Below are 19,585 nucleotides of genomic sequence, written 5' to 3' on the forward strand. Positions count from 1 at the left end.
AGTGGTGGGTTACGCCTCCGGCTAACCCACCCTACGAGATCCCCACCAACCGCCGCGCCTGGCATCGGCTGCGGCACCGAGGAGCAACCAACATGTCGTACAAGAACTTTAGGGTTGAGACCAATTCCGACGGCATCGCGCTCGTCACCTGGGACATCCCGGGCCGTTCGATGAACGTGCTCGACGAGACTTCGACCAGCGAGCTCGACGCCATCGTCAAGGCGACCACGGCAGACGCTGCGGTGAAGGGCGTCGTCATCACCTCGGCGAAAGAAGCATTCTGCGCCGGCGCCGACCTCTCGATGCTCGAAGGCATGAACCAGGCCTACGCAAAGCTCTTCAAGGAGCAGGGCGAGACCGCGGCGAACCAGATGCTGTTCGACCAGAGCCGCCGCTTCTCGCAGGTGCTGCGCTCGATCGAAACCTCCGGCAAGCCATGGGCGGCCGCGATCAACGGCCTCGCGCTCGGCGGCGGTTTCGAGATCACGCTGTGCTGCCACTATCGCGTGGCCGCGGAGAATCCCAAGACCCGCCTCGGCCTGCCCGAAGTCAAGGTTGGCCTGTTCCCCGGCGCCGGCGGTACGCAACGCGTGCCGCGTCTGGTGCCGCCGCAGGACGCGATGACGATCCTGCTCAAGGGCGATCCTGTCACGGTGGAGAAAGCGAAGGCGCTGAACCTGATCCACGCCATCGTTCCCGCCGCCGATCTCATCAAGGCGGCCAAGGACTGGATCAAGGGCGGTGGCAAAGCGGTCGCGCCCTGGGACGAGAAGGGTTTCAAGCTCCCCGGCGGCCCGGTGTTCTCCAAGGCCGGCATGATGATGTTCCCGGCCGGCAATGCCATCTATCGCCGCGAGACCTACGACAATTATCCGGCCGCGCGCGCGATCATGAGCTGCGTCTATGAGGGCCTGCAGCTGCCGATCGACGCCGCCTTGCGCGTCGAGTCGCGCTATTTCACCTCGGTGCTGCGCTCGAAGGAAGCGGCTGCGATGATCCGCAGCCTGTTCCTGTCGATGCAGGAATTGAACAAGGGCGCCCGCCGTCCGAAGAACGTGCCGCCCACCAAGGTGAAGAAGATCGCCGTGATCGGCGCCGGCTTCATGGGCGCGAGCGTCGGCTACGTCTCGGCCCGTGCCGGCCTCGACGTCGTTCTGATCGACCGCGACCAGGAGAGCGCCGACAAGGGCAAGGCGCATGCGCAGAAGGTGATCGAGGAGCAGATCAAGAAAGGCCGCGCCAAGCCTGGCGATGCCGAAGCGCTGCTCGCGCGCATCACGGCGACGGCGGACTATGCCGCGCTGAGGGACGTCGACCTCGTCATCGAGGCCGTGTTCGAGGACCGCAAGGTCAAGGCGGAGACCTTTGCCAAGGCGCAGGAATACCTGAAGCCCGACGTGATCTTCGCGTCCAACACCTCGACGCTGCCGATCACCTCGCTGGCCGAGAGCTTCAAGGACCAGGGCAAGTTCGTCGGCATCCACTTCTTCTCGCCGGTCGAGAAGATGATGCTGGTCGAGATCATCCTCGGCAAGAACACCGGCGATGTCGCGCTCGCGACCGCGCTCGATTACGTCCGGCAGATCGGCAAGACGCCGATCGTCGTCAACGACAGCCGCGGCTTCTTCGCCAACCGCTGCGTCGGCCGCTACGTCGCCGAAGGCAACGAGATGTTCCTCGAAGGCGTGCCGCCGGCGATGATCGAGAACTGTGCCAAGATGGCCGGCATGCCGGTCGGCCCGCTCTCGCTGTCGGACGAAGTCGCGCTCGACCTCGGCCTCAAGATCATGAAGGCGACGGAAGCCGATCTCGGCCCCAACGCCATCAACCCCGACCAGAAGAAGCTGATGGTCGAGATGGTCGAGAAGCAGGGCCGGCTCGGCCGCAAGAACAGCAAGGGCTTCTACGACTATCCCGAGAGGGGCAAGGGTCAGAAGAGTTTGTGGCCAGGCCTGTCCGCGTTGCAGCCGAAGCAGCTCGACCCTGATACGCTCGACGTCGAGGAGCTGAAGCAGCGCTTCCTGGTGGTGCAGGCGGTGGAAGCCGCGCGCACGGTCGAGGACCACGTCATCACCGATCCGCGCGAGGCCGACGTCGGCTCGATCCTCGGCTTCGGCTTCGCGCCGTTCACCGGCGGTACGCTGTCCTACATCGACTTCATGGGCACGAAGAAGTTCGTCGAGCTCTGCCACAAGTTAGAGGCCAAATACGGCTCGCGCTTCACCCCGCCGAAGTTGCTGGAAGAGATGGCGGCGAAGGGCGAGACTTTCTACGGGCGCTTCGCGCCGAAGAAGGCGGCGGCCTAAAAGAGCCTGTAGCCCGGATGGAGCGAAAGCGAAATCCGGGACAGCATCTCCGCGGATGCTGAGTTACCCGGATTGCGCTTCGCTCCATCCGGGCTACGCAGACACAAAAGGCCAGATCATCGATCCGGCCTTTTTTATTTTCCGTCAGCCACGCTCGCTCTGCACTGGCACCGATCTTGCTAATGAATCACCGGATGACCATTAGCATTGAAGGTGTCTCGCAATGATCCCGACGGTGTCCCAAGACAGCGCAGCCGGCGTTGCGATAAGACACGCGCCGCTATTCTGATGGGTCGGCTGTGGCCGCGCCGCGGGCTCCTGCGGCGGCGCAGAAAAATTCCCTCGTGGGCCGGCCTGGCCCTACTCGTTCTCTTCTTCGATATGGCGATGGCTATGCTCGCCTGGTTCGCCGTCGATCTCGTCCTGCATTGAGAGCTTCCCTCTGTGCAGGTGGAACGTCGCCGCCAGATAGGCAAGCTGGCCGGCAACAAGACAGCCGACGACGATCGGAATGCCGGTCCAAAATCCGAAGCCTGAGGTCTGAAGGACGGTTGCGGCAAGGATCGCGGTCGCCGGCGAGACCAGCGACAAAGCCCAGACTCGGAAGAATAGCCCCGTCGCTAACCCAGTGATTGCACTCGCGAGCAAGAGGAGGAGTACGGTTGTCACGAGAGCTTCCCAGTTCGGGGGCCCGCATCGCGGGCCCTAGCTGAAGTAGAGCCAACCGGATTGCTCTCACAAGGATGGTGACCTCCGCCGAGCACGCAAGGCGGAGTTATTGTTAACTCCGACAATGCTCGTAAAATTGATATCGAGATATCTCGAACCTCCGGGTTTCCCCGAGCGGTTCAAGCAAAAGAGCCGGATCATCGATCCGGCTCTTTATCATCTCGCCTGTTGTGGTCTGGACTTACGCTGCCTGGACCAATCCTTCCTTCTTCAGCGCTTCCTGCACCTGCGGCCGCGCCGCGACGCGGGCCTTGTAGGCGGTCAGGTTGGGCATCGCCGAGAGGTCGAACTTCATCCGGTCGCCCCAGGTCAGCATCGTGAAGAGATAGCCGTCGGCAACCGTGAACTGCTTGCCCATGAGGTAGTCGCGGCCGGCGAGCTGGCTGTCGATATATTTCAGCTTGCCCATGACGCGATCCCTGAAGAAGGCCTTGGCCTCGTCGTTCAGCGCCGGGGCGAACAGCGGGCCAAAGCTCTTGTGCACCTCCGAGGTGAGGAAGTTGAGCCATTCGAGCAGCTTGTAGCGCTCGGAACTGTCGCGGGCGGGGGCCAGCGCTTTGCTTGATGCCTGATCGGCGATCATCTGGACAATCACGGGGCCTTCGGTCACGATCTCACCGTTATCGAGGCCCAGCGCAGGAACCTGGCCCTTGGGGTTCAGCTTCAGATAATCCTCGCCATTTTCGAGCTTCTTGGCTCGGATATCGACCTTGACCAGCTCATAGGGCAGGCCGGCTTCCAGGAGCGCGATATGGGGGGACAGGGAGCAGGCGCCGGGCGAATAGTACAGTTTCATGGAATTTCCTTCTCGTGACGCTTGGTGGGGGCGAAAGAACGACTACATGCGCTTGCATGAAATAGTCAAGATTGATGCAGGTGCATCGAGTGAGGTAAAGAGCGGGCGACGAGCTTGAGCGCGACCATGAAACGCAAACCATCGACCGAGGCAACTTCGGCCTGGATCCGCCTGATGCGGGTGCAGAGCCGCGTGCTCGACTGTGTCGAGCAGGACCTGAAGAAAGCGGGGTTCCCGCCGCTCGCCTGGTATGACGCGCTGCTCGAATTGTCCCGCGCCCCCTCTGGCGAGCTGCGGCCGGTGGAGCTCGAACGCCAGATGCTGATCCCGCAATACTCGACCTCGCGGCTGATCGACCGTCTGGTCGACGAAGGCCTCGCCTCGCGGCGCGAATGCAAGATCGACAAGCGCGGCCAGTTCGTCGAGATCACGGAAGCCGGCCGCGAGTTGCAGAAGCGGATGTGGGGCGCTTATTCGGCCGCAATCGAGAAATATGTCGGTTCGAAACTATCGGATGCCGACGCCGTCAAGCTCAGTGGTCTGCTCGATCGCCTGGGCTGCTCGTGCGGCGAGATGAAATTGCCGCCCGTCGCCAACGTCAACGAAAGCACACCGTCGCGATGATCGCGCGGCAAACCAGCACGTCCGCGCGCCCGGCGGGTTCGCGGACCCTCCCCGTCACCCGCGCGTTCGGTCGAAGCGCTTTTTTGATTAGAGTTTGATATGGCGCGAGACCAGATCGATATGACGCCACTGCAATCGCGCGACGAGCTCGTCGCGTGGTTCGAGGCCGGCTGCAAGGACCCGTCCGAATTCCGCTTGGGGACCGAGCACGAGAAGACGCCGTTCACGCTCGAAGGCCATCGACCCGTGCCTTACGAAGGCGCGCGCGGCATTGGCGCGCTGCTCGAGGGCATGAAGCTCCTGCTCGGCTGGGAGCCGATCATGGAGAGAGGCAACATCATCGGCCTCTACGACGTCACCGGCGGCGGTGCCATCTCGCTCGAGCCCGGCGGACAGTTCGAGCTCTCCGGCGCGCCGGTCGAGAACGTGCACCAGACCCAGAGCGAGCTGATGGCGCATCTGGCGCAAGTGCGCGAGATCGCAACGCCGCTCGGCATCGGCTTCCTCGGGCTCGGCATGACGCCGTCCTGGTCGCGCGCGGACATCCCGGTGATGCCCAAGGGCCGCTACAAGATCATGACCAATTATATGCCGAAGGTCGGTCAATACGGCCTCGACATGATGTATCGGACCTGCACGGTGCAGACCAATCTCGACTTCTCCTCGGAAGCCGACATGGTCAAGAAGCTGCGGGTCTCGCTCGCGCTTCAGCCGGTCGCGACGGCGCTGTTCGCCAACTCGCCTTTCACCGAAGGCAAGCCGAACGGCTTCCTCTCCTTCCGCTCCGAGATCTGGCGCGACACCGACAATGCGCGTTCGGGCATGATGCCGTGGGCGTTCGAGGACGGCATGGGTTTCGATCGCTATGTCGACTACGCGCTCGACGTGCCCATGTATTTCGTCAAGCGCGGCGAGGACTACATCGACGTGTCGGGCTCCTCGTTCCGCGCCTTCTTCGACGGCCGCAACGACAATCTGCCCGGCGAGCGGCCGACGCTGTCGGACTGGGCCAACCATCTCTCGACGATCTTTCCCGAGGTGCGGCTCAAGCGCTATCTCGAGATGCGCGGCTCCGACGGTGGCCCGTGGGGCCGGTTGCCGGCGCTACCGGCGTTCTGGGTCGGGCTGCTCTACGACGACGTCTCGCTCGACGCCGCCTGGGAAATCGTGAAGCACTGGAGCGCGCCTGAACGTCAGGCCTTGCGCGACGATGTGCCGCGCTTCGGCTTCAAGTCGCGGATCAGGGACCGCTATCTCTTCGAGATCGCCAAGGAGTGCCTCGTCCTGGCACATGCCGGCCTGCGCCGGCGCGGCCGGATCGACCAGCTCGGCCGCGACGAGACCCGGCATCTGGAGCCGCTCGATCGCATCATCGATTCCGGCCGCACGCCGGCCGAGGAGATGCTGGACAAGTTTAATGGTCCCTGGAAGGGTTCGGTGGAACCGGCCTACGCGGAATACGCTTTCTAGACCAATAGGCTAACGATCGGGAACTGAGCGTTCATCGCACGTACAGGTTTGCGGCCATCAAATGATCGGCTGAAAAAACCTGAGCGTCGTCAATAACTCGAAAGCTGTTCCGATGGGGAAGGGTCGCCTGTCCGGGGGCGTCATCGCAAGCGTCGTGGCATGCGCCGCGCTGCTTTCGCTCGTGTTTGCGAGCGTGCCGGCGCCCGCGCAGACGGCGTTCGACCGCCCGGGCGGCGACTATTTCAACACGCCGGTCACCTCGGGTGATCCCGAGGATTGTGCGCTGCTCTGCGAGCGTGACCGCCGCTGCCGCTCCTGGAGCTTCAACTATCCCGACGTCGAAGGCGGCTCGGCGGTGTGCTGGCTCAAGAACACGGTGCCGGCGCGGGTGCCGGGCAATTGCTGCATCTCCGGCGTCCGCGGCGCCGGCGTGATCGAGCCGCGCATCGAGGGCGTGGAAACCTCGATCGATCGTCCGGGCGGGGACCTGCGCAATTTCGAGCTCAAGGTCGGCGAAGGCGAGGAGGCCTGCAAGGCCGCCTGCACTGCCGACAACAAATGCCGCGCCTTCACCTATGCCCGTCCCGGCTACACCGGGCGCGAGGCACGCTGCTTCCTGAAAAAGGAAATCAAGCCGCCGCGGCGGAAGGCGGGATTTACGTCGGGAGTGGTGCGATAAGGACTTGGTCCTTTCCGTCGTCATTGCGAGCGCAGCGAAGCAATCCAGAATCCCACCGCGGAACAAGTCTGGATTGCTTCGCTGCGCTCGCAATGACGAGGAGGGTGCATCGGGGCATCTTACTCCGCAGCGATCACCGTGATCTCCGGCCACAGCGCCTTCCATCGCGCAGCCTTCACCGCATAGTTCGTCGCAGAGAAATTCGCGCCCGGATTGGGACGCGTAATCAACGCCGCCACATCATCGAAGCCGTGCGGTGCGTAGACCTCATGGCCATCACCTGTGCGTCTCACGCCGACTTGCGTGTTCTGCGTGAGAAAGCGGTCGATGCCATCGGACGCGCGCATCAGGGGCGGATAGGGCAGGCCGTGCTTGCCGGGATACCAAAGATGCACGCGCGCCTGGTTGCGGGTCTCGACCTTGACGCCGAGATGACCGAGCCGCGCAGATACATCCCGGATCACCGCGTCCTCCGCCTCCCACGAGGTATCGGGGTCGAAATAGAACACGTCGTAATCGGCGATGCCGTGATCGATCGGGCGGCCCGTGAGCACGTTCCACACCGACTGCACCAGGCAACCTGCGACCAGCCACGCATCCGGCAGCGCGAGTCGACCGAGCTCATCGATGATCGCGGCGTTGACGGGGTTTTGAAGAGCGAGAGCGAGGAATTCGTCTTTGCTCATGGCCGACCGGAGGAATCGTAGGGTGGGCAAAGGCGCGCTCTTCGCGCGTCGTGCCACCATCTCTCCACGTTGCGACAGAAGTGGCGGGCACGCTTCCGCTTTGCCCGCCCTACGATCTACGCTTTAGTCAATGCACGGCGGTGAAGAACCGCGCGAGCCTGAAGCCGGAGAGCCAGGTCCACACCGGTTGGCCGCGGATGCCGAGATCCCAGGAGCCGAGTACGGCATCCGCGCGGCCGACCAGATTGTCGATCGGCAACAGGCCGACGCCGCCGGAGCGCAGCGGCACGCGGCTGTCGGCGGAGTTGTCGCGGTTGTCGCCGAGCACGAACAGATGCCCTGCTGGCACCGTCACTTCCGGCGTGTTGTCGAGCGGGCCGTTGTCGCGCATCTTGAAGATCAGGTGCGACACGCCGTTCGGCAGCGTCTCGATGTAGCGGTAGGCGGGCTCGCGGCCGCCATTGTCGTCCTCGGCAGCGCCAACGCCATCGGGCTTCAGCTCGGCGGGGCGGTCGTTGATGAAGAGCTGGCCCTGCCGCATCTGGATGCGGTCGCCGGGCAAGCCGACGACGCGTTTGACCCAGGCCTGCGAGCGATCACCGGGCCAGCGGAACACGACGACATCGCCGCGTTTCGGCGTCTCGGCGAAGACGCGGCCGGTCTCCGGCAGGTTGATCTGGATCGGCAACGACGAGGTGCCGTAGCCATAGGGGAATTTCGAGGCGAGCAGCGCATCGCCGATCAAGAGCGTCGGCTCCATCGAGCCCGAGGGCACGTAGAACGGTTCGGCGAGCGCGCCCTTGGCAATGAACACGGCGGCGACGATGCCGGCCAGCTGCATCAGCTGCCCGCCCCAGCCGCTGCTCTTCCGCTTGGTGGTGACAGTCACCTTTTCTTCCACGCTCATGCGCCCGTTCCACCTACTGTAATGCGCTCCATCAACAGCGATGGCTGGCCGACGCCGACAGGCACGCCCTGGCCGTTCTTGCCGCAGGTGCCGATGCCGGTGTCGAGCGCGAGATCATTGCCGACCATGCGGATGCGGTGCAGATCGGTCGGCCCGTTGCCGATCAGCATGGCGCCCTTCAGGGGCGCCCCCAGCTTGCCGTTTTCGATCTTGTAGGCCTCGGTGCACTGGAACACGTATTTGCCCGAGGTGATGTCGACCTGGCCGCCGCCGAAATTCGCGGCGAACACGCCGTTCTTCACCGAGGCGAGGATCTCGGCGGGATCGCGCTCGCCGGCGAGCATGTAGGTGTTGGTCATGCGCGGCATCGGCACATGGGCGTAGCCCTGGCGGCGGCCGTTGCCGGTCGGCTTCATGTTCATCAGGCGCGCGTTCTGGCGGTCTTGCATGTAGCCGACCAGGATGCCGTCCTCGATCAGCACGGTGCGATTGGTCGGCGTGCCCTCGTCGTCGATCGAGAGCGAGCCGCGGCGCGAGGCGATGGTGCCGTCGTCAACCACGGTGACACCCTTGGCCGCGACCTGCTGGCCCATCAGGCCGGCAAAGGCCGAGGTCTTCTTGCGGTTGAAGTCGCCCTCGAGGCCATGGCCGACCGCTTCATGCAGCATCACGCCGGGCCAGCCGGCGCCGAGCACGACGTCCATCTCGCCGGCGGGGGCGGGAATCGATTCCAGGTTGACGAGCGCTTCGCGCAGCGCGCCGTCGGCGGCCTCGCGCCAGCTCCTGCTCTCGACGAACTCGGCATAGCCGGCGCGGCCGCCATAACCCTTGCTGCCGCTCTCCTGGCGGTCGCCCTGGCCGGCGACGACGGAGATGTTGACGCGCACCAGCGGGCGGATGTCGCGATAGCTCTCGCCGTCGGGCCGCAGGATCTCGACGACCTGCCAGGTCGCCCCTAAGCTGACGCTGACCTGCCGCACCCGCGGATCCTTGTCGCGCAGATAGGCGTCGATCTCGGCGAGCAGTTTTACTTTGGTCTCGAAGCCGGGGCATCGAGCGGATTGTCGTCACTGTAAAGCCGCACGTTGGTATGCGCTGGCGGGGCGGCAAAACTGCCGGAATAGCCACCGCGCACGGCTGCGACTGCATCGGCGGCGCGAATCAGCGCCGGTAGCGAGACGTCGGAGGAATGCGCATAGCCGACCGCATCGTCCTTGACGGCGCGCAGGCCAAAGCCCTGCGAGGTGTCATAGGTCGCCTGCTTCAGCCGCCCATTGTCGAACATCAGCGCTTCGGTCTGGCTGTACTCCAGGAACAGTTCGCCGTCGTCGGCGCCGGCAAGCCCGCGCGCGACCTCGTTGCGAACCTGGTCGCGGTCGAGATTGGCACGGTCGAGCAGGGAGGTTGTGGCAGGGTTGGTCATGCGTCCGTCCATTATCGGGGGATGTGGGGCAAGATAATGGTTTCGAAACGGTTCCGCGAGGGGCGGGCCGTCACATTACGGAAACGATAGGTGCGCCTCGGGCTTAAGCCGGCTTTCAGGATTTTCGGCCTATCACCGGCGAACCTGAAGTCGGAGCCGCCGACAGAGCATGTGGAATTCCCTGACTGTGTTCTAGGATCAGTATCACGGCCTGATCATCGGCTTTGCCGCGCTGGCTTTGGTTCTGATCTTCAATCAGTTCGTCTATCGACGCCGCTGGACATCCTATCCCACGCGCGAGGCGTATGTCGCAGCTCACCCGGGCTGCGACACGGTTGACGGTATCCTCTGCGCGACATGTCAGCGAAAGGCGCTGGTGGGGCCAGTGGCCGGCAGAGGACGCATCTATCGCTGCGGCTGGTGCGACACGGAGCTTTATCGCGTCGACAAGGCGTGAGCGCCGCTAAAGCATGATCCGGAAAAGTGCGAAGCTGTTTTCCAATAAGATCATGCTTAAACAACGACCTAAGGCGCGAAGACGATTCGTCCCAATCTCATCGCGCTTTACGGCAGTTTGTCGTAGCCCTCACCCAGCCCATTCAGGCTGAGCGGGAAGCCGATGCCTTCTTCAGGGGTCTCGAAGATGATGAAGGTCGCAGTCTTGGCGCTGCGGAGCTGGCCCAGCAGCTTGTCGTCCATCACCACTTCCGCGACGCAGCCGTTGGGCAGGCATCTGACGAAACCGGCGCGGCCGACGTCCTGGTTGTCGAGCTTGAGGCCGAGGCCGGAGGGCAAGAGCACGCCGAGCGGGGCGACCACCCGCATCAGGCGGCTCTTCTGATCGGCGGTCTTGAGCACGATCACGGTCAGGCCGGCATTGGAGCGGTCTTCCGCCACCACGCTCTGGATCAGGGCGCATTGCTCGGTCTGGGCGCCGGGCGGGGTGTCACAGCGGATCTGCCAGTCGCCATGGACGGAGCGCACCGCGCCCTGCGCATGGGCAAGACCGGGCAGCGCCACGAAGGCAACCGCCAGCAGGGCGGCCAGCATCGTGAGGCCGCCAGCCTGCCTTGCCATGCATCTCGAAAGCCCCATCGGGTCGGTCCCTCTGCTCGCCTGGGTCGCTCGCACCTGGCGGACTGATACGGGAATGACGGCGTCTTGAAGGCAATTCCCAAGCAAATTCCGCGCCGTCGCGCACCACCATCGCCCGCACGAATCAGGATCCTGCGCGGCTGTCTGCCAGTGCCTACCGCGGGCAATTCCGCTGTCAAGCCGCAGCATACCGGGAAACGGTATTTTTCTCTGATCTTACTAGGAAATATCTTGCGGGTGATGCCTGGCAGATGAGGCCCAAGACTGCATTGCGATAGATCAAGAATTATGGTTTGAGAGGCTTGATTACGGCGTTCTAGCGATCTGGCCCCAATTCCTCTTAGAGGTATTCTTGCGCGGCGGTTTGTCAGACGGGCGGATCGAATAAGCGTTTCCCGGAAACAGGGGAATGCACGTGGGGTGATTTCGTAAGGGGAGCGCGAACGGCATGAGGATGTCGATGGGCCGGATGGGCCGGCAGTTGCTGGGATTGGCCGTGGCGGGTCTGACGCTGGCGACGGGCGGTGTGGCATTCGCCGAGCTCGGGCAACCGGCGCCGTGGGAGTGGGCGCTCCAGCAATCCGGCTCGCCGGTGATGGATAACATCGTCTGGTTCCACAACTTCCTGTTGGTGCTGATCACCTTGATCACGCTGTTCGTCCTGGCGCTGCTCGTGGTCGTGGTCATCAAGTTCAATGCGAGGGCCAATCCGGTGCCGTCGCGGACCACCCACAACACGCTGATCGAGGTGGTGTGGACCCTGGTTCCGGTGCTGATCCTGGTCGGCATCGCGGTGCCGTCGTTCCGCCTCCTGTTCCTCGAGCTCGACGTGCCGAAGGCGGATCTGACCGTCAAGGCGACGGGCAAGCAGTGGTACTGGTCCTATGCCTATCCTGATAACGGCAAGTTCGAGTTCGAACTCGCTGATGGCCCAGGACAAGCAGCCCCGCCTGCTCGGCGTCGACAACGAGATGGTGGTGCCGGTCAACAAGGTGATTCGGGTCCAGACCACGGGCGCGGACGTCATCCACGCCTTCGCGCTGCCGGCTTTCGGCGTCAAGATCGACGCCATTCCGGGCCGGCTGAACGAGACCTGGTTCAAGGCCACCAAGACCGGCATGTATTACGGTCAGTGCTCGGAACTGTGCGGCAAGGATCATGCCTTCATGCCGATCGCGATCCGCGTGGTCGACGACCAGGAGTTCGCCTCCTGGGTCGAGACCGCGAAGAAGAAATTTGCGAGCGGCGGCACCAGCACCTACGCCTCCGCGGCCGGCCCGACGCAGTAAGCGCCGGGCGCAGGCTCGAGGGACTGAAAGCGACATGAAGGGCGGGACCGCATAAGGTCCGAATGGGACGCAAGGCAGGATTTGAAAATGGCAACGAGCGCAGCGGCACACGGCGATCACGCGCATCATGACGAGCACGCCCATCCGACCGGATGGCGGCGCTACGTTTATTCGACCAACCACAAGGACATCGGCACGATGTACCTGATCTTCGCGGTCATCGCCGGCGTCATCGGCGCCACGATGTCGATCGCGATCCGGGCCGAGCTGATGTATCCGGGCGTGCAGATCTTCCACGAGACGCACACCTACAACGTCTTCGTGACCTCGCACGGCCTGATCATGATCTTCTTCATGGTCATGCCCGCAATGATCGGCGGGTTCGGCAACTGGTTCGTGCCGCTGATGATCGGCGCGCCCGACATGGCGTTCCCGCGCATGAACAACATCTCGTTCTGGCTGCTGCCGGCCTCCTTTGCGCTGCTCTTGATGTCGACCTTCGTCGAGGGCGAGCCGGGCGCCAACGGCGTCGGCGCCGGCTGGACCATGTATGTGCCGCTGTCGAGCTCCGGTCATCCGGGCCCGGCCGTCGACTTCGCGATCCTGTCGCTGCATCTGGCGGGCGCCTCGTCGATCCTCGGCGCCATCAACTTCATCACCACGATCTTCAACATGCGCGCGCCGGGCATGACCCTGCACAAGATGCCGCTGTTCGTGTGGTCGATCCTGGTGACGGTGTTCCTGCTGCTGTTGTCGCTGCCGGTGCTCGCCGGTGCGATCACCATGCTGCTGACCGACCGCAATTTCCACACGACGTTCTTCGCGCCCGACGGCGGCGGCGATCCCGTGCTGTTCCAGCACCTGTTCTGGTTCTTCGGCCACCCCGAGGTGTACATCCTGATCCTGCCCGGCTTCGGCATGGTCAGCCAGATCGTCTCGACCTTTTCGCGCAAGCCCGTATTCGGCTATCTCGGCATGGCCTACGCCATGGTCGCGATCGGCGGCATCGGCTTCGTAGTGTGGGCACACCACATGTACACGGTCGGCATGTCCTCGGCGACGCAGGCCTATTTCGTCGCCGCCACGATGGTCATCGCGGTTCCGACCGGCGTGAAGATCTTCTCCTGGATCGCCACGATGTGGGGCGGTTCGATCGAATTCCGCGCGCCGATGATCTGGGCCGTGGGCTTCATCTTCCTGTTCACGGTCGGCGGCGTCACCGGCGTCGTGCTGGCGAACGCGGGCGTCGACCGCGTGCTGCAGGACACCTACTACGTCGTTGCGCACTTCCACTACGTGCTGTCGCTCGGCGCCGTGTTCGCGATCTTCGCGGGCTGGTACTACTGGTTCCCGAAGATGTCGGGCTACATGTACAACGAGACGCTGGCGAAAGCCCACTTCTGGGTTACCTTCATCGGCGTCAACATGGTGTTCTTCCCGCAGCACTTCCTGGGTCTGTCGGGCATGCCGCGCCGCTACGTCGACTATCCCGATGCGTTCGCAGGCTGGAACCTGGTCTCCTCGGTCGGCTCCTATATCTCCGGCTTCGGCGTCTTGATCTTCCTCTACTGCGTGCTCGACGCCTTCATGCGCAGGGTGCCGGCGGGCAACAATCCCTGGGGTGCGGGGGCGACCACGCTGGAGTGGACGCTGTCCTCGCCGCCGCCCTTCCACCAGTTCGAAGTGCTGCCGCGCGTGCAGTAAGCCATCGTCCGCGGCGCCCGAGACGGGCGCCGCGGCTGTTCACGAAGCGAGTTGAATTAAGTGTCCGTCCTCGACCACAACGCCATCGACATCAATCCCCGCATCTCCGAAGCGGAGGTCGGCGACTACATCGCGCTGCTCAAGCCGCGGGTGATGTCGCTGGTGATCTTCACCGCGCTGGTCGGGATGGCGATGGCGCCCGGGCATTTCCACTGGGTGCTGGCGATCACCTCGCTGCTCTGCATCGCCGTCGGTGCCGGTGCCTCCGGCGCGCTCAACATGGCGCTCGAAGGCGACATCGACGCCAAGATGTCGCGCACGGCGAACCGGCCGATCCCGCGCGGCCGCATCACCCGTCCCGAGGCGATGGCGTTCGGCATGACGCTCGCTTTCTTCTCGGTGATGACGCTCGGCATCCTCGTCAACTGGATCGCGGGCGCGCTACTCGCCTTCACCATCTTCTTCTACGTCGTGATCTACACGATGTGTCTGAAGCGCTGGACCGCGCAGAACATCGTGATCGGCGGCGCCGCCGGCGCGCTGCCGCCGGTGGTGGCCTGGGCCGCCGTGACGGGCACGGTCGACGTCGAGCCGCTGCTGCTGTTTGCCATCATCTTCTTCTGGACGCCGCCGCATTTCTGGGCGCTGGCGCTGTTCCGCTCGGACGATTACGCCCGCGCCGGCATTCCGATGCTGCCCAATGTCGCCGGTCCCGACGCAACGCGCCTTCAGATCCTGCTCTACACCATCGTGCTGATCGGGGTCGCCGCCGCACCCTGGGCGCTCGGCTATTTCGACGCCGTCTACGGCATCGTTTCGCTGATCCTCGGCGCCGGCATGCTGGTGCTCGCCATCAACGTCTACATGCGCCGCGAGCGCAGCCAGTCGCTGCGCGCGACCCGCAAGCTGTTTGCCTTCTCCATCCTTTATCTGTTCGCGCTATTCGCGACCTTGCTGGCCGAGGTCGTGTTCCGGGCGCTTGCTCCGATGGCATGGGGCGCATGAGGCAGGGATGGCCGACAAACCCGAGCCAGATGGAATCGTCCTCACCGAGGCGCAGAAGAAGAGCCGTCGTCAGCGCTCGATCGCCATTGCTTTGGCGCTCGGCGTGCTCGTGGTGCTGTTCTTCGCCGTCACCATGGTCAAGGGACCGGCAGTTCTAGTGCGGCCGATGTAGGAAGATGGATCACGAGCCGACCATATCGCAGGACGTCAGCGCCAAGCCGGCCAAGCGCCGCGGGCTGGGTCGCGATGTGGTGGTCGCCTCGATCTGCGGCGGCGTGGTGGCGCTGATGGTGGGGGCATCCTACGCGGCAGTGCCGTTCTACAACTGGTTCTGCCGCGCCACCGGCTTCAACGGCACCACCCAGGTCGCGACCTCGGCGCCAGCGACCGGCCCGATCGCGCGAAAAATCTCGGTGCGTTTCGATTCCAACGTCGCGCCGGGCCTGCCCTGGAAGTTCGAGCCCGAGCAGACCGAGATCGAGGTCAATATCGGTCAGGTCACAACCATCTACTACACCGTGACCAACCAGGCCGCGCGCACCACCGCGGGCCAGGCCGCCTATAACGTCGCGCCGCTGACGGTCGGGTCATACTTCCAGAAGATCAACTGCTTCTGCTTCACCGAGCAGATCATGGCGCCCGGCGAGAAACGCGAGATGCCGGTCGTGTTCTACGTCGATCCATCGATCGCCGACGACCACGAGAGTGACGGGCTGAGCACGATCACGCTGTCCTACACGTTCTATCCGGTGAAGGATCCCGTGGTGAAGCCGCTGGCATCCGGCGAACGCGACAAACGCAAGGGAAATCTCTGATCGCTGGGCTCATGGCTCGGGGGTTGGACACAAGGGGATAAGTGCCTGATAGGCACGGGATTGAGGAGAGAGACCGCAAATGGCAACGGCGCACACCAAGCATCACGACTATCACCTGGTCGATCCCTCTCCCTGGCCGGCCGTCGGCTCGCTGTCGGCCTTCATCATGGCGGTCGGCGCGATCGCCTGGATGCACCACATGTTCTCGGCTGCCCCGATCGTGTTCGGCGTCGGCACCGTCGGCGTGCTCTACACCATGGCGAGCTGGTGGGGCGACGTGATCAAGGAAGCCCAGTACAAGGGCGACCACACCCGCGTCGTGCAGCTCCATCATCGCTACGGCATGATCCTGTTCATCGCCTCCGAGGTGATGTTCTTCGTGGCTTGGTTCTGGGCCTATTTCAACGCGGCGCTGTTCCCTGCGGACGCCGTCCATGCCACGCGCGATGCCGTGTTCGGCTGCGGCCTCGGCACCCAGGCCGGCGCCTGCTCCGTTCCCGGCACCTGGCCGCCAAAGGGCATCGAGACCTTCGATCCCTGGCATCTGCCGCTCCTGAACACGCTGATCCTGCTCACCTCCGGCACCACCGTGACCTGGGCGCACCACGCGCTGCTCGAGAACGATCGTCAGGGCCTGAAATACGGCCTGATCCTCACCGTTGTGCTGGGTGCGCTCTTCACCTGCGTGCAGGCCTATGAGTACAGCCACGCGGCGTTCTCGTTCGGCGGCAACGTCTACGGTGCGACCTTCTTCATGGCGACCGGCTTCCATGGCTTCCACGTGCTGGTCGGCACCATCTTCCTGCTGGTCTGCCTGTTCCGCGCCTATGCCGGCCACTTCACGCCGAAGCAGCATCTCGGCTTCGAGTTCGCCGCCTGGTACTGGCACTTCGTCGACGTGGTCTGGCTGTTCCTGTTCCTCTGCATCTATGTCTGGGGACACGGCGCCGAGACCATGGCCCACGGTGCGCACTGAGCCTGCGGGGCAGATGATCAGAAGGGGCGGCCGCTGGGCCGCCCTTTCGCTTTCCGGCCGCCGGAAGCTTCGGCGGAAACTGTGATAGAGTTTGCCATCATGAACGACACCACCGGCCCATCCGAGTCCGAAACCACCGTCCTGCAAAGCGCGCTGCGCGGGCTCGCCTGCAAATGTCCGCGCTGCGGCGAAGGCAAGCTCTATGCGGGCTTCCTGACGCTTGCGCCTCGCTGCGACCGCTGCGGGCTCGACTACGCTTTCATCGATAGCGGTGATGGTCCGGCGATCTTCATCATCATGCTGGCCGGAGCGATCGTGGTCGGCTGCGCGCTCGTCGTCGAGGTCAAGTATCAGCCGCCGTTCTGGCTGCATGCGGTGCTCTGGCTGCCGCTGATCCTCGCCACCACGCTATTGCCGCTGCGCGCGATGAAGTCGCTGCTGATCGCGCTGCAATTCCACCACAAGGCAGCGCCGGGCCGGCTCATCGACCGCGCGAAATGAACGGGAGTGTGCGCAAGCCTCGCGTGGCCAGCTTTGCGCTGTTCACGCTGCTCCTGACGGCCGTCTTCGTCGCACTCGGCATCTGGCAATTGCAGCGCCGGACAGCCAAACACGAGCTGATCGCCGCTCTCACCGAACGGCTTGCGGCCGCGCCGGTCGCGCTGCCTGCGCCCGCGCAATGGGCTGCGCTCAATCCCGCGCGCGACGAATTTCGCCGCGTCAGCTTCACCGCAATCTACGCCCCGCTGCCCGATGCGATGATCTATTCCTCCGGCTCGGCCGTGCGCAAGGACGCCGCCGGCCCCGGCACCTGGGCGTTCCTGCCGGCGCGGCTTCCGAGCGGCGAGATGGTCGTGATCGATGCCGGCTTCGTCGAGAACACGATGCAGGATCGCAGCGTCGAGGATCGCGCGGTGAGGAAGCTCGTCACGGGTCAGCCGGCCGTGCTCACCGGCTATCTCCGGTTCCCGGAACCAGCAGGCTGGCTGACACCGGCGGAGAACCGCGACAAGCGACTCTGGTTCGTGCGCGATCATCGGGGAATCGCGAGCGCGCTCGGCTGGGGGACGGTCGCGCCGTTTTATATCGACCTGGAGCAGCCGATGCCCGAGAACGGCATTCCACGTCCCGGTCCGCTCGACGTGCATTTGAAAGACGATCACCTGCAATACGCCATCACTTGGTTCACGCTCGCAGGCGCCCTGTTGATCGCTTTTGCGGTGTGGGTGAGGGGGCGGCGGCCGAGCTGATTTTGTCCGTAGATCCACGAGGGAACCCGGTATCGCCCGGGCTTTACCATTCAGCGCATATTCACGAGTGTAGTCCTAAGCCGCCAGTGCTTGTCCCCGGCAGAGGATTGCAGCGTGAGTGATTTTGATCAGATGGGAATTGTCGTCGATTGGGTGGACGCCTGTCGGAAGGGCGACCTCACGACGCTGCTCGATCTCTATGCCGACGACGCCCAGCTCGAATGCATGTGCAACGGCATGCACCGATATTGCGGCCGGAGCGAGCTCGAAGCCTATTGGCAGCCGCGGCTCAGCGCCTTCGCGTCGGTGGGTTTCGGACTGGAGGAGATCCATCCCGCGCCTCATGGCGTCGAACTCGAATATTCCGTCGCCGGCGCGCTGCACATTCATGCTTCGTTTCGCTTCAGCCCCGAAGGCAAGATCCGCAGCACGCTGTGCGAGCCGGCGCGGCAGAGCGCGCATGCCGGTTGCGCGTGCTAGCCTGATAATGGCGCATCCCGCGTCGTCTCGACCGGAAGACGGCAGCGTATATACGTTCGGTTATCCGCGCGCAGCAGTGACAGCGATCCACTGAGCGCGCGCACGCGCTCATGCATGCCGGTCAGACCCCGGCCGAAGACGTTGCCGGCGGGAAAGCCGCCGCCGTCGTCGGAGATCTCGACGACGAGCGTCTCGCCGGCGACGGTCGCCTGCACATGGGCATTGCTGGCTTTGGCATGGCGCAGCACGTTGGTCAGCGCCTCCTGGATCACGCGATAGACGGTCTGGGCCAGCGGTCCGTCGATCCCGTTGAGACCGGGATCGATCGTGGCCGTCAGGCCGATATGCGGTGACTGCTTGCAAAAGTTTTGCAGCAGTGTCTGCACGCTGGTCGCGAGGCCCAGCTCCTCGAGATAGAGCGGTCGCAGCCGGTCGAGAATACGGCGGTTGGTCTGCTGGAGCGCCTCGACCGATTGCAGCACCTCCTGCGCCGAATTGCCGAGATTTCCTGCAGGTGAAGATGCCTCGATCAAGGAGATCGTCCCGGCGCGGATGCTGAACAACAGCGGCCCGAGTTCGTCATGCATCTCGCGGGCGAGGTCGCGCCGCTCGTCATCCTGAAGCGACACCAGGCGGTGCAGGAGGTTGCGATTGTCCGCGCTCAATTGCGCCAGCGTTGCGGCCAGCGCGTTGGCCTCCTCGCAACTCTGCCGGATCTCCGGCGGGCCGGCGACGGGAATCGGCGTTGCGTAGTCGCCGCGCCGTATCCGCGTGAGCCCCTCGCCGAGATTTCGCAGGGGCCGCAGCGCCGATCCCGCGAAGACATAGGCGATGGTGCCCGTGAGCACCATGAGCGCCAGGACGAGGCAGATCAGCGCGAGAAAGCCGATCCATTTCTCGAACAAGTCGGCCGACAGGTCCGGGAGGAAGACGAGATCTCCTACACGCCTGCCGTCGATGATGACCGGGGACGCCGCGTCCATCTCCGGGATGACAAGCAGCTCGATGAACCATTGCGGCACGCCATGCAGGCTGCGCAGGCCGCCTTTCGGGGAGGGCGCGGGACCCTCCTCGGCGGCGCGGAATTGGATATCGGAGGAGGTACCCAATGAATGGACAAAGGCATCGAGTGTCTGCCGTGGCTTGTCCGACGCGCGCAGGGTGTTGTTGAGCGCGGTGGCGATTGCCCGGGCCGAACGCTGGCGCGGCTCATTTTCCTCAGCGAGCTGGCCCCCCGCGAAGGTCTGAAGCAGCATGCCGCCCAGGATCAGTGCCGCGAGAAGGCTCGCGCCAAGCGGAAGAAACAATTGCGTCCGGAATGAGAGCCGTTGCCACATTAGGTCAATTCTAA

18 protein-coding genes and 2 pseudogenes are annotated in these 19,585 nt (G+C 64.1%); 13 read left to right on the forward strand and 7 right to left on the reverse strand.

Annotated elements, in window-relative coordinates:
• The first annotated feature begins 92 nt into the window (after positions 1–92).
• Entirely contained in the window at positions 93–2,306 is a 2,214-nt protein-coding gene (locus ACSKB8_RS12410; protein WP_438104354.1) for an FAD-dependent oxidoreductase, read from the forward strand.
• A gap of 360 nt (positions 2,307–2,666) precedes the next feature.
• Here the strand turns inward: ACSKB8_RS12410 and ACSKB8_RS12415 are convergent, their stop codons facing one another.
• Positions 2,667–2,975 (reverse strand): hypothetical protein, encoded by a 309-nt coding sequence (locus tag ACSKB8_RS12415; RefSeq protein ID WP_438104356.1) that lies wholly within the window; start codon positions 2,973–2,975, stop codon positions 2,667–2,669.
• 241 nt (positions 2,976–3,216) lie between these two features.
• Positions 3,217–3,831 (reverse strand): glutathione transferase GstA, encoded by a 615-nt coding sequence (gstA, locus tag ACSKB8_RS12420; protein ID WP_438104358.1) that lies wholly within the window; start codon positions 3,829–3,831, stop codon positions 3,217–3,219.
• A 126-nt stretch (positions 3,832–3,957) separates the two neighbouring features.
• Between gstA and ACSKB8_RS12425 the strand changes: the two genes are divergently transcribed.
• The 3 genes from ACSKB8_RS12425 to ACSKB8_RS12435 all read left to right on the forward strand — a co-directional run bounded on the left by ACSKB8_RS12425 (position 3,958) and on the right by ACSKB8_RS12435 (position 6,604).
• Positions 3,958–4,455 carry a MarR family winged helix-turn-helix transcriptional regulator gene (locus tag ACSKB8_RS12425; RefSeq protein ID WP_018644966.1) on the forward strand — a complete coding sequence of 166 codons (498 nt, stop codon included), beginning with the start codon at positions 3,958–3,960 and terminating at the stop codon, positions 4,453–4,455.
• A 99-nt stretch (positions 4,456–4,554) separates the two neighbouring features.
• On the forward strand, positions 4,555–5,925 hold the full coding sequence (locus ACSKB8_RS12430; RefSeq protein ID WP_438104360.1) for a glutamate--cysteine ligase: 1,371 nt from the start codon (positions 4,555–4,557) through the stop codon (positions 5,923–5,925).
• A 112-nt stretch (positions 5,926–6,037) separates the two neighbouring features.
• Complete coding sequence (locus tag ACSKB8_RS12435; RefSeq protein WP_128936825.1) at positions 6,038–6,604, forward strand: PAN domain-containing protein; 567 nt, start codon at positions 6,038–6,040, stop codon at positions 6,602–6,604.
• A gap of 119 nt (positions 6,605–6,723) precedes the next feature.
• Here ACSKB8_RS12435 and ACSKB8_RS12440 read toward each other — a convergent pair whose 3' ends face one another.
• The 4 genes and pseudogenes from ACSKB8_RS12440 to ACSKB8_RS12455 all read right to left on the reverse strand — a co-directional run bounded on the left by ACSKB8_RS12440 (position 6,724) and on the right by ACSKB8_RS12455 (position 10,715).
• The gene (locus ACSKB8_RS12440; protein WP_438104362.1) at positions 6,724–7,290 is read right to left on the reverse strand and encodes a nucleotidyltransferase family protein; all 567 of its coding nucleotides are present in this window, start codon (positions 7,288–7,290) and stop codon (positions 6,724–6,726) included.
• A gap of 127 nt (positions 7,291–7,417) precedes the next feature.
• Complete coding sequence (gene lepB / locus ACSKB8_RS12445; protein ID WP_091885205.1) at positions 7,418–8,197, reverse strand: signal peptidase I; 780 nt, start codon at positions 8,195–8,197, stop codon at positions 7,418–7,420.
• Positions 8,194–9,620 (reverse strand): annotated as a pseudogene (tldD, locus tag ACSKB8_RS12450) (metalloprotease TldD). The gene lepB and the pseudogene tldD overlap by 4 nt, the downstream one beginning before the upstream one ends.
• A 564-nt stretch (positions 9,621–10,184) precedes the next feature.
• Positions 10,185–10,715: an invasion associated locus B family protein gene (locus ACSKB8_RS12455; protein WP_438104363.1), complete on the reverse strand. Its 531-nt coding sequence runs from the start codon at positions 10,713–10,715 to the stop codon at positions 10,185–10,187.
• Between the two features lie 448 nt (positions 10,716–11,163).
• Here ACSKB8_RS12455 and coxB point away from each other — a divergent pair.
• From coxB to ACSKB8_RS12500, 9 genes and pseudogenes are all read left to right on the forward strand, one after another.
• Positions 11,164–12,004: pseudogene (coxB, locus tag ACSKB8_RS12460) on the forward strand (cytochrome c oxidase subunit II).
• Positions 12,005–12,091: 87 nt separating this feature from the next.
• Positions 12,092–13,708 (forward strand): cytochrome c oxidase subunit I, encoded by a 1,617-nt coding sequence (ctaD, locus tag ACSKB8_RS12465; protein ID WP_091885212.1) that lies wholly within the window; start codon positions 12,092–12,094, stop codon positions 13,706–13,708.
• Positions 13,709–13,768: 60 nt separating this feature from the next.
• Complete coding sequence (locus tag ACSKB8_RS12470) at positions 13,769–14,713, forward strand: heme o synthase (RefSeq protein ID WP_438104365.1); 945 nt, start codon at positions 13,769–13,771, stop codon at positions 14,711–14,713.
• Between the two features lie 7 nt (positions 14,714–14,720).
• Positions 14,721–14,885, forward strand: a complete 165-nt coding sequence (locus tag ACSKB8_RS12475) for a hypothetical protein (protein WP_018644977.1) — start codon at positions 14,721–14,723, stop codon at positions 14,883–14,885.
• Between the two features lie 4 nt (positions 14,886–14,889).
• The gene (locus tag ACSKB8_RS12480) at positions 14,890–15,528 is read left to right on the forward strand and encodes a cytochrome c oxidase assembly protein (protein ID WP_438104367.1); all 639 of its coding nucleotides are present in this window, start codon (positions 14,890–14,892) and stop codon (positions 15,526–15,528) included.
• Between the two features lie 79 nt (positions 15,529–15,607).
• A complete protein-coding gene (locus ACSKB8_RS12485) occupies positions 15,608–16,504 on the forward strand; it encodes a cytochrome c oxidase subunit 3 (RefSeq protein ID WP_091885221.1) in 897 nt (298 codons plus the stop codon).
• Positions 16,505–16,603: 99 nt separating this feature from the next.
• Positions 16,604–17,005, forward strand: a complete 402-nt coding sequence (locus tag ACSKB8_RS12490; protein ID WP_370987816.1) for a DUF983 domain-containing protein — start codon at positions 16,604–16,606, stop codon at positions 17,003–17,005.
• Positions 17,002–17,754 (forward strand): SURF1 family protein, encoded by a 753-nt coding sequence (locus tag ACSKB8_RS12495; RefSeq protein ID WP_438104370.1) that lies wholly within the window; start codon positions 17,002–17,004, stop codon positions 17,752–17,754. Before ACSKB8_RS12490 ends, ACSKB8_RS12495 begins: the two co-directional genes overlap by 4 nt.
• A 114-nt stretch (positions 17,755–17,868) precedes the next feature.
• Complete coding sequence (locus ACSKB8_RS12500) at positions 17,869–18,234, forward strand: nuclear transport factor 2 family protein (RefSeq protein WP_091885231.1); 366 nt, start codon at positions 17,869–17,871, stop codon at positions 18,232–18,234.
• On the opposite strand, the gene ACSKB8_RS12505 is transcribed toward ACSKB8_RS12500, so the two are convergent.
• Positions 18,231–19,571: a histidine kinase gene (locus ACSKB8_RS12505; RefSeq protein ID WP_438104372.1), complete on the reverse strand. Its 1,341-nt coding sequence runs from the start codon at positions 19,569–19,571 to the stop codon at positions 18,231–18,233. The genes ACSKB8_RS12500 and ACSKB8_RS12505 overlap by 4 nt on opposite strands.
• Positions 19,572–19,585 lie beyond the last annotated feature (14 nt).

Source organism: Bradyrhizobium sp. BR 1432, assembly GCF_051547705.1.
GTDB lineage: Bacteria > Pseudomonadota > Alphaproteobacteria > Rhizobiales > Xanthobacteraceae > Bradyrhizobium > Bradyrhizobium zhanjiangense.

What these genes read in the sequence shown, in the direction of transcription:
- ACSKB8_RS12505 (WP_438104372.1), bottom strand. Translation starts at nt 19,571, where the DNA reads ATGTGGCAACGGCTCTCATTCCGGACGCAATTGTTTCTTCCGCTTGGC.
- ACSKB8_RS12485 (WP_091885221.1), top strand. Translation starts at nt 15,608, where the DNA reads ATGGCAACGGCGCACACCAAGCATCACGACTATCACCTGGTCGATCCC.
- gstA (WP_438104358.1), bottom strand. Translation starts at nt 3,831, where the DNA reads ATGAAACTGTACTATTCGCCCGGCGCCTGCTCCCTGTCCCCCCATATC.
- ACSKB8_RS12425 (WP_018644966.1), top strand. Translation starts at nt 3,958, where the DNA reads ATGAAACGCAAACCATCGACCGAGGCAACTTCGGCCTGGATCCGCCTG.
- lepB (WP_091885205.1), bottom strand. Translation starts at nt 8,197, where the DNA reads ATGAGCGTGGAAGAAAAGGTGACTGTCACCACCAAGCGGAAGAGCAGC.
- ACSKB8_RS12430 (WP_438104360.1), top strand. Translation starts at nt 4,555, where the DNA reads ATGGCGCGAGACCAGATCGATATGACGCCACTGCAATCGCGCGACGAG.
- ACSKB8_RS12475 (WP_018644977.1), top strand. Translation starts at nt 14,721, where the DNA reads ATGGCCGACAAACCCGAGCCAGATGGAATCGTCCTCACCGAGGCGCAG.
- ACSKB8_RS12410 (WP_438104354.1), top strand. Translation starts at nt 93, where the DNA reads ATGTCGTACAAGAACTTTAGGGTTGAGACCAATTCCGACGGCATCGCG.
- ACSKB8_RS12495 (WP_438104370.1), top strand. Translation starts at nt 17,002, where the DNA reads ATGAACGGGAGTGTGCGCAAGCCTCGCGTGGCCAGCTTTGCGCTGTTC.
- ACSKB8_RS12455 (WP_438104363.1), bottom strand. Translation starts at nt 10,715, where the DNA reads ATGGGGCTTTCGAGATGCATGGCAAGGCAGGCTGGCGGCCTCACGATG.
- ACSKB8_RS12480 (WP_438104367.1), top strand. Translation starts at nt 14,890, where the DNA reads ATGGATCACGAGCCGACCATATCGCAGGACGTCAGCGCCAAGCCGGCC.
- ACSKB8_RS12440 (WP_438104362.1), bottom strand. Translation starts at nt 7,290, where the DNA reads ATGAGCAAAGACGAATTCCTCGCTCTCGCTCTTCAAAACCCCGTCAAC.
- ctaD (WP_091885212.1), top strand. Translation starts at nt 12,092, where the DNA reads ATGGCAACGAGCGCAGCGGCACACGGCGATCACGCGCATCATGACGAG.
- ACSKB8_RS12490 (WP_370987816.1), top strand. Translation starts at nt 16,604, where the DNA reads ATGAACGACACCACCGGCCCATCCGAGTCCGAAACCACCGTCCTGCAA.
- ACSKB8_RS12435 (WP_128936825.1), top strand. Translation starts at nt 6,038, where the DNA reads ATGGGGAAGGGTCGCCTGTCCGGGGGCGTCATCGCAAGCGTCGTGGCA.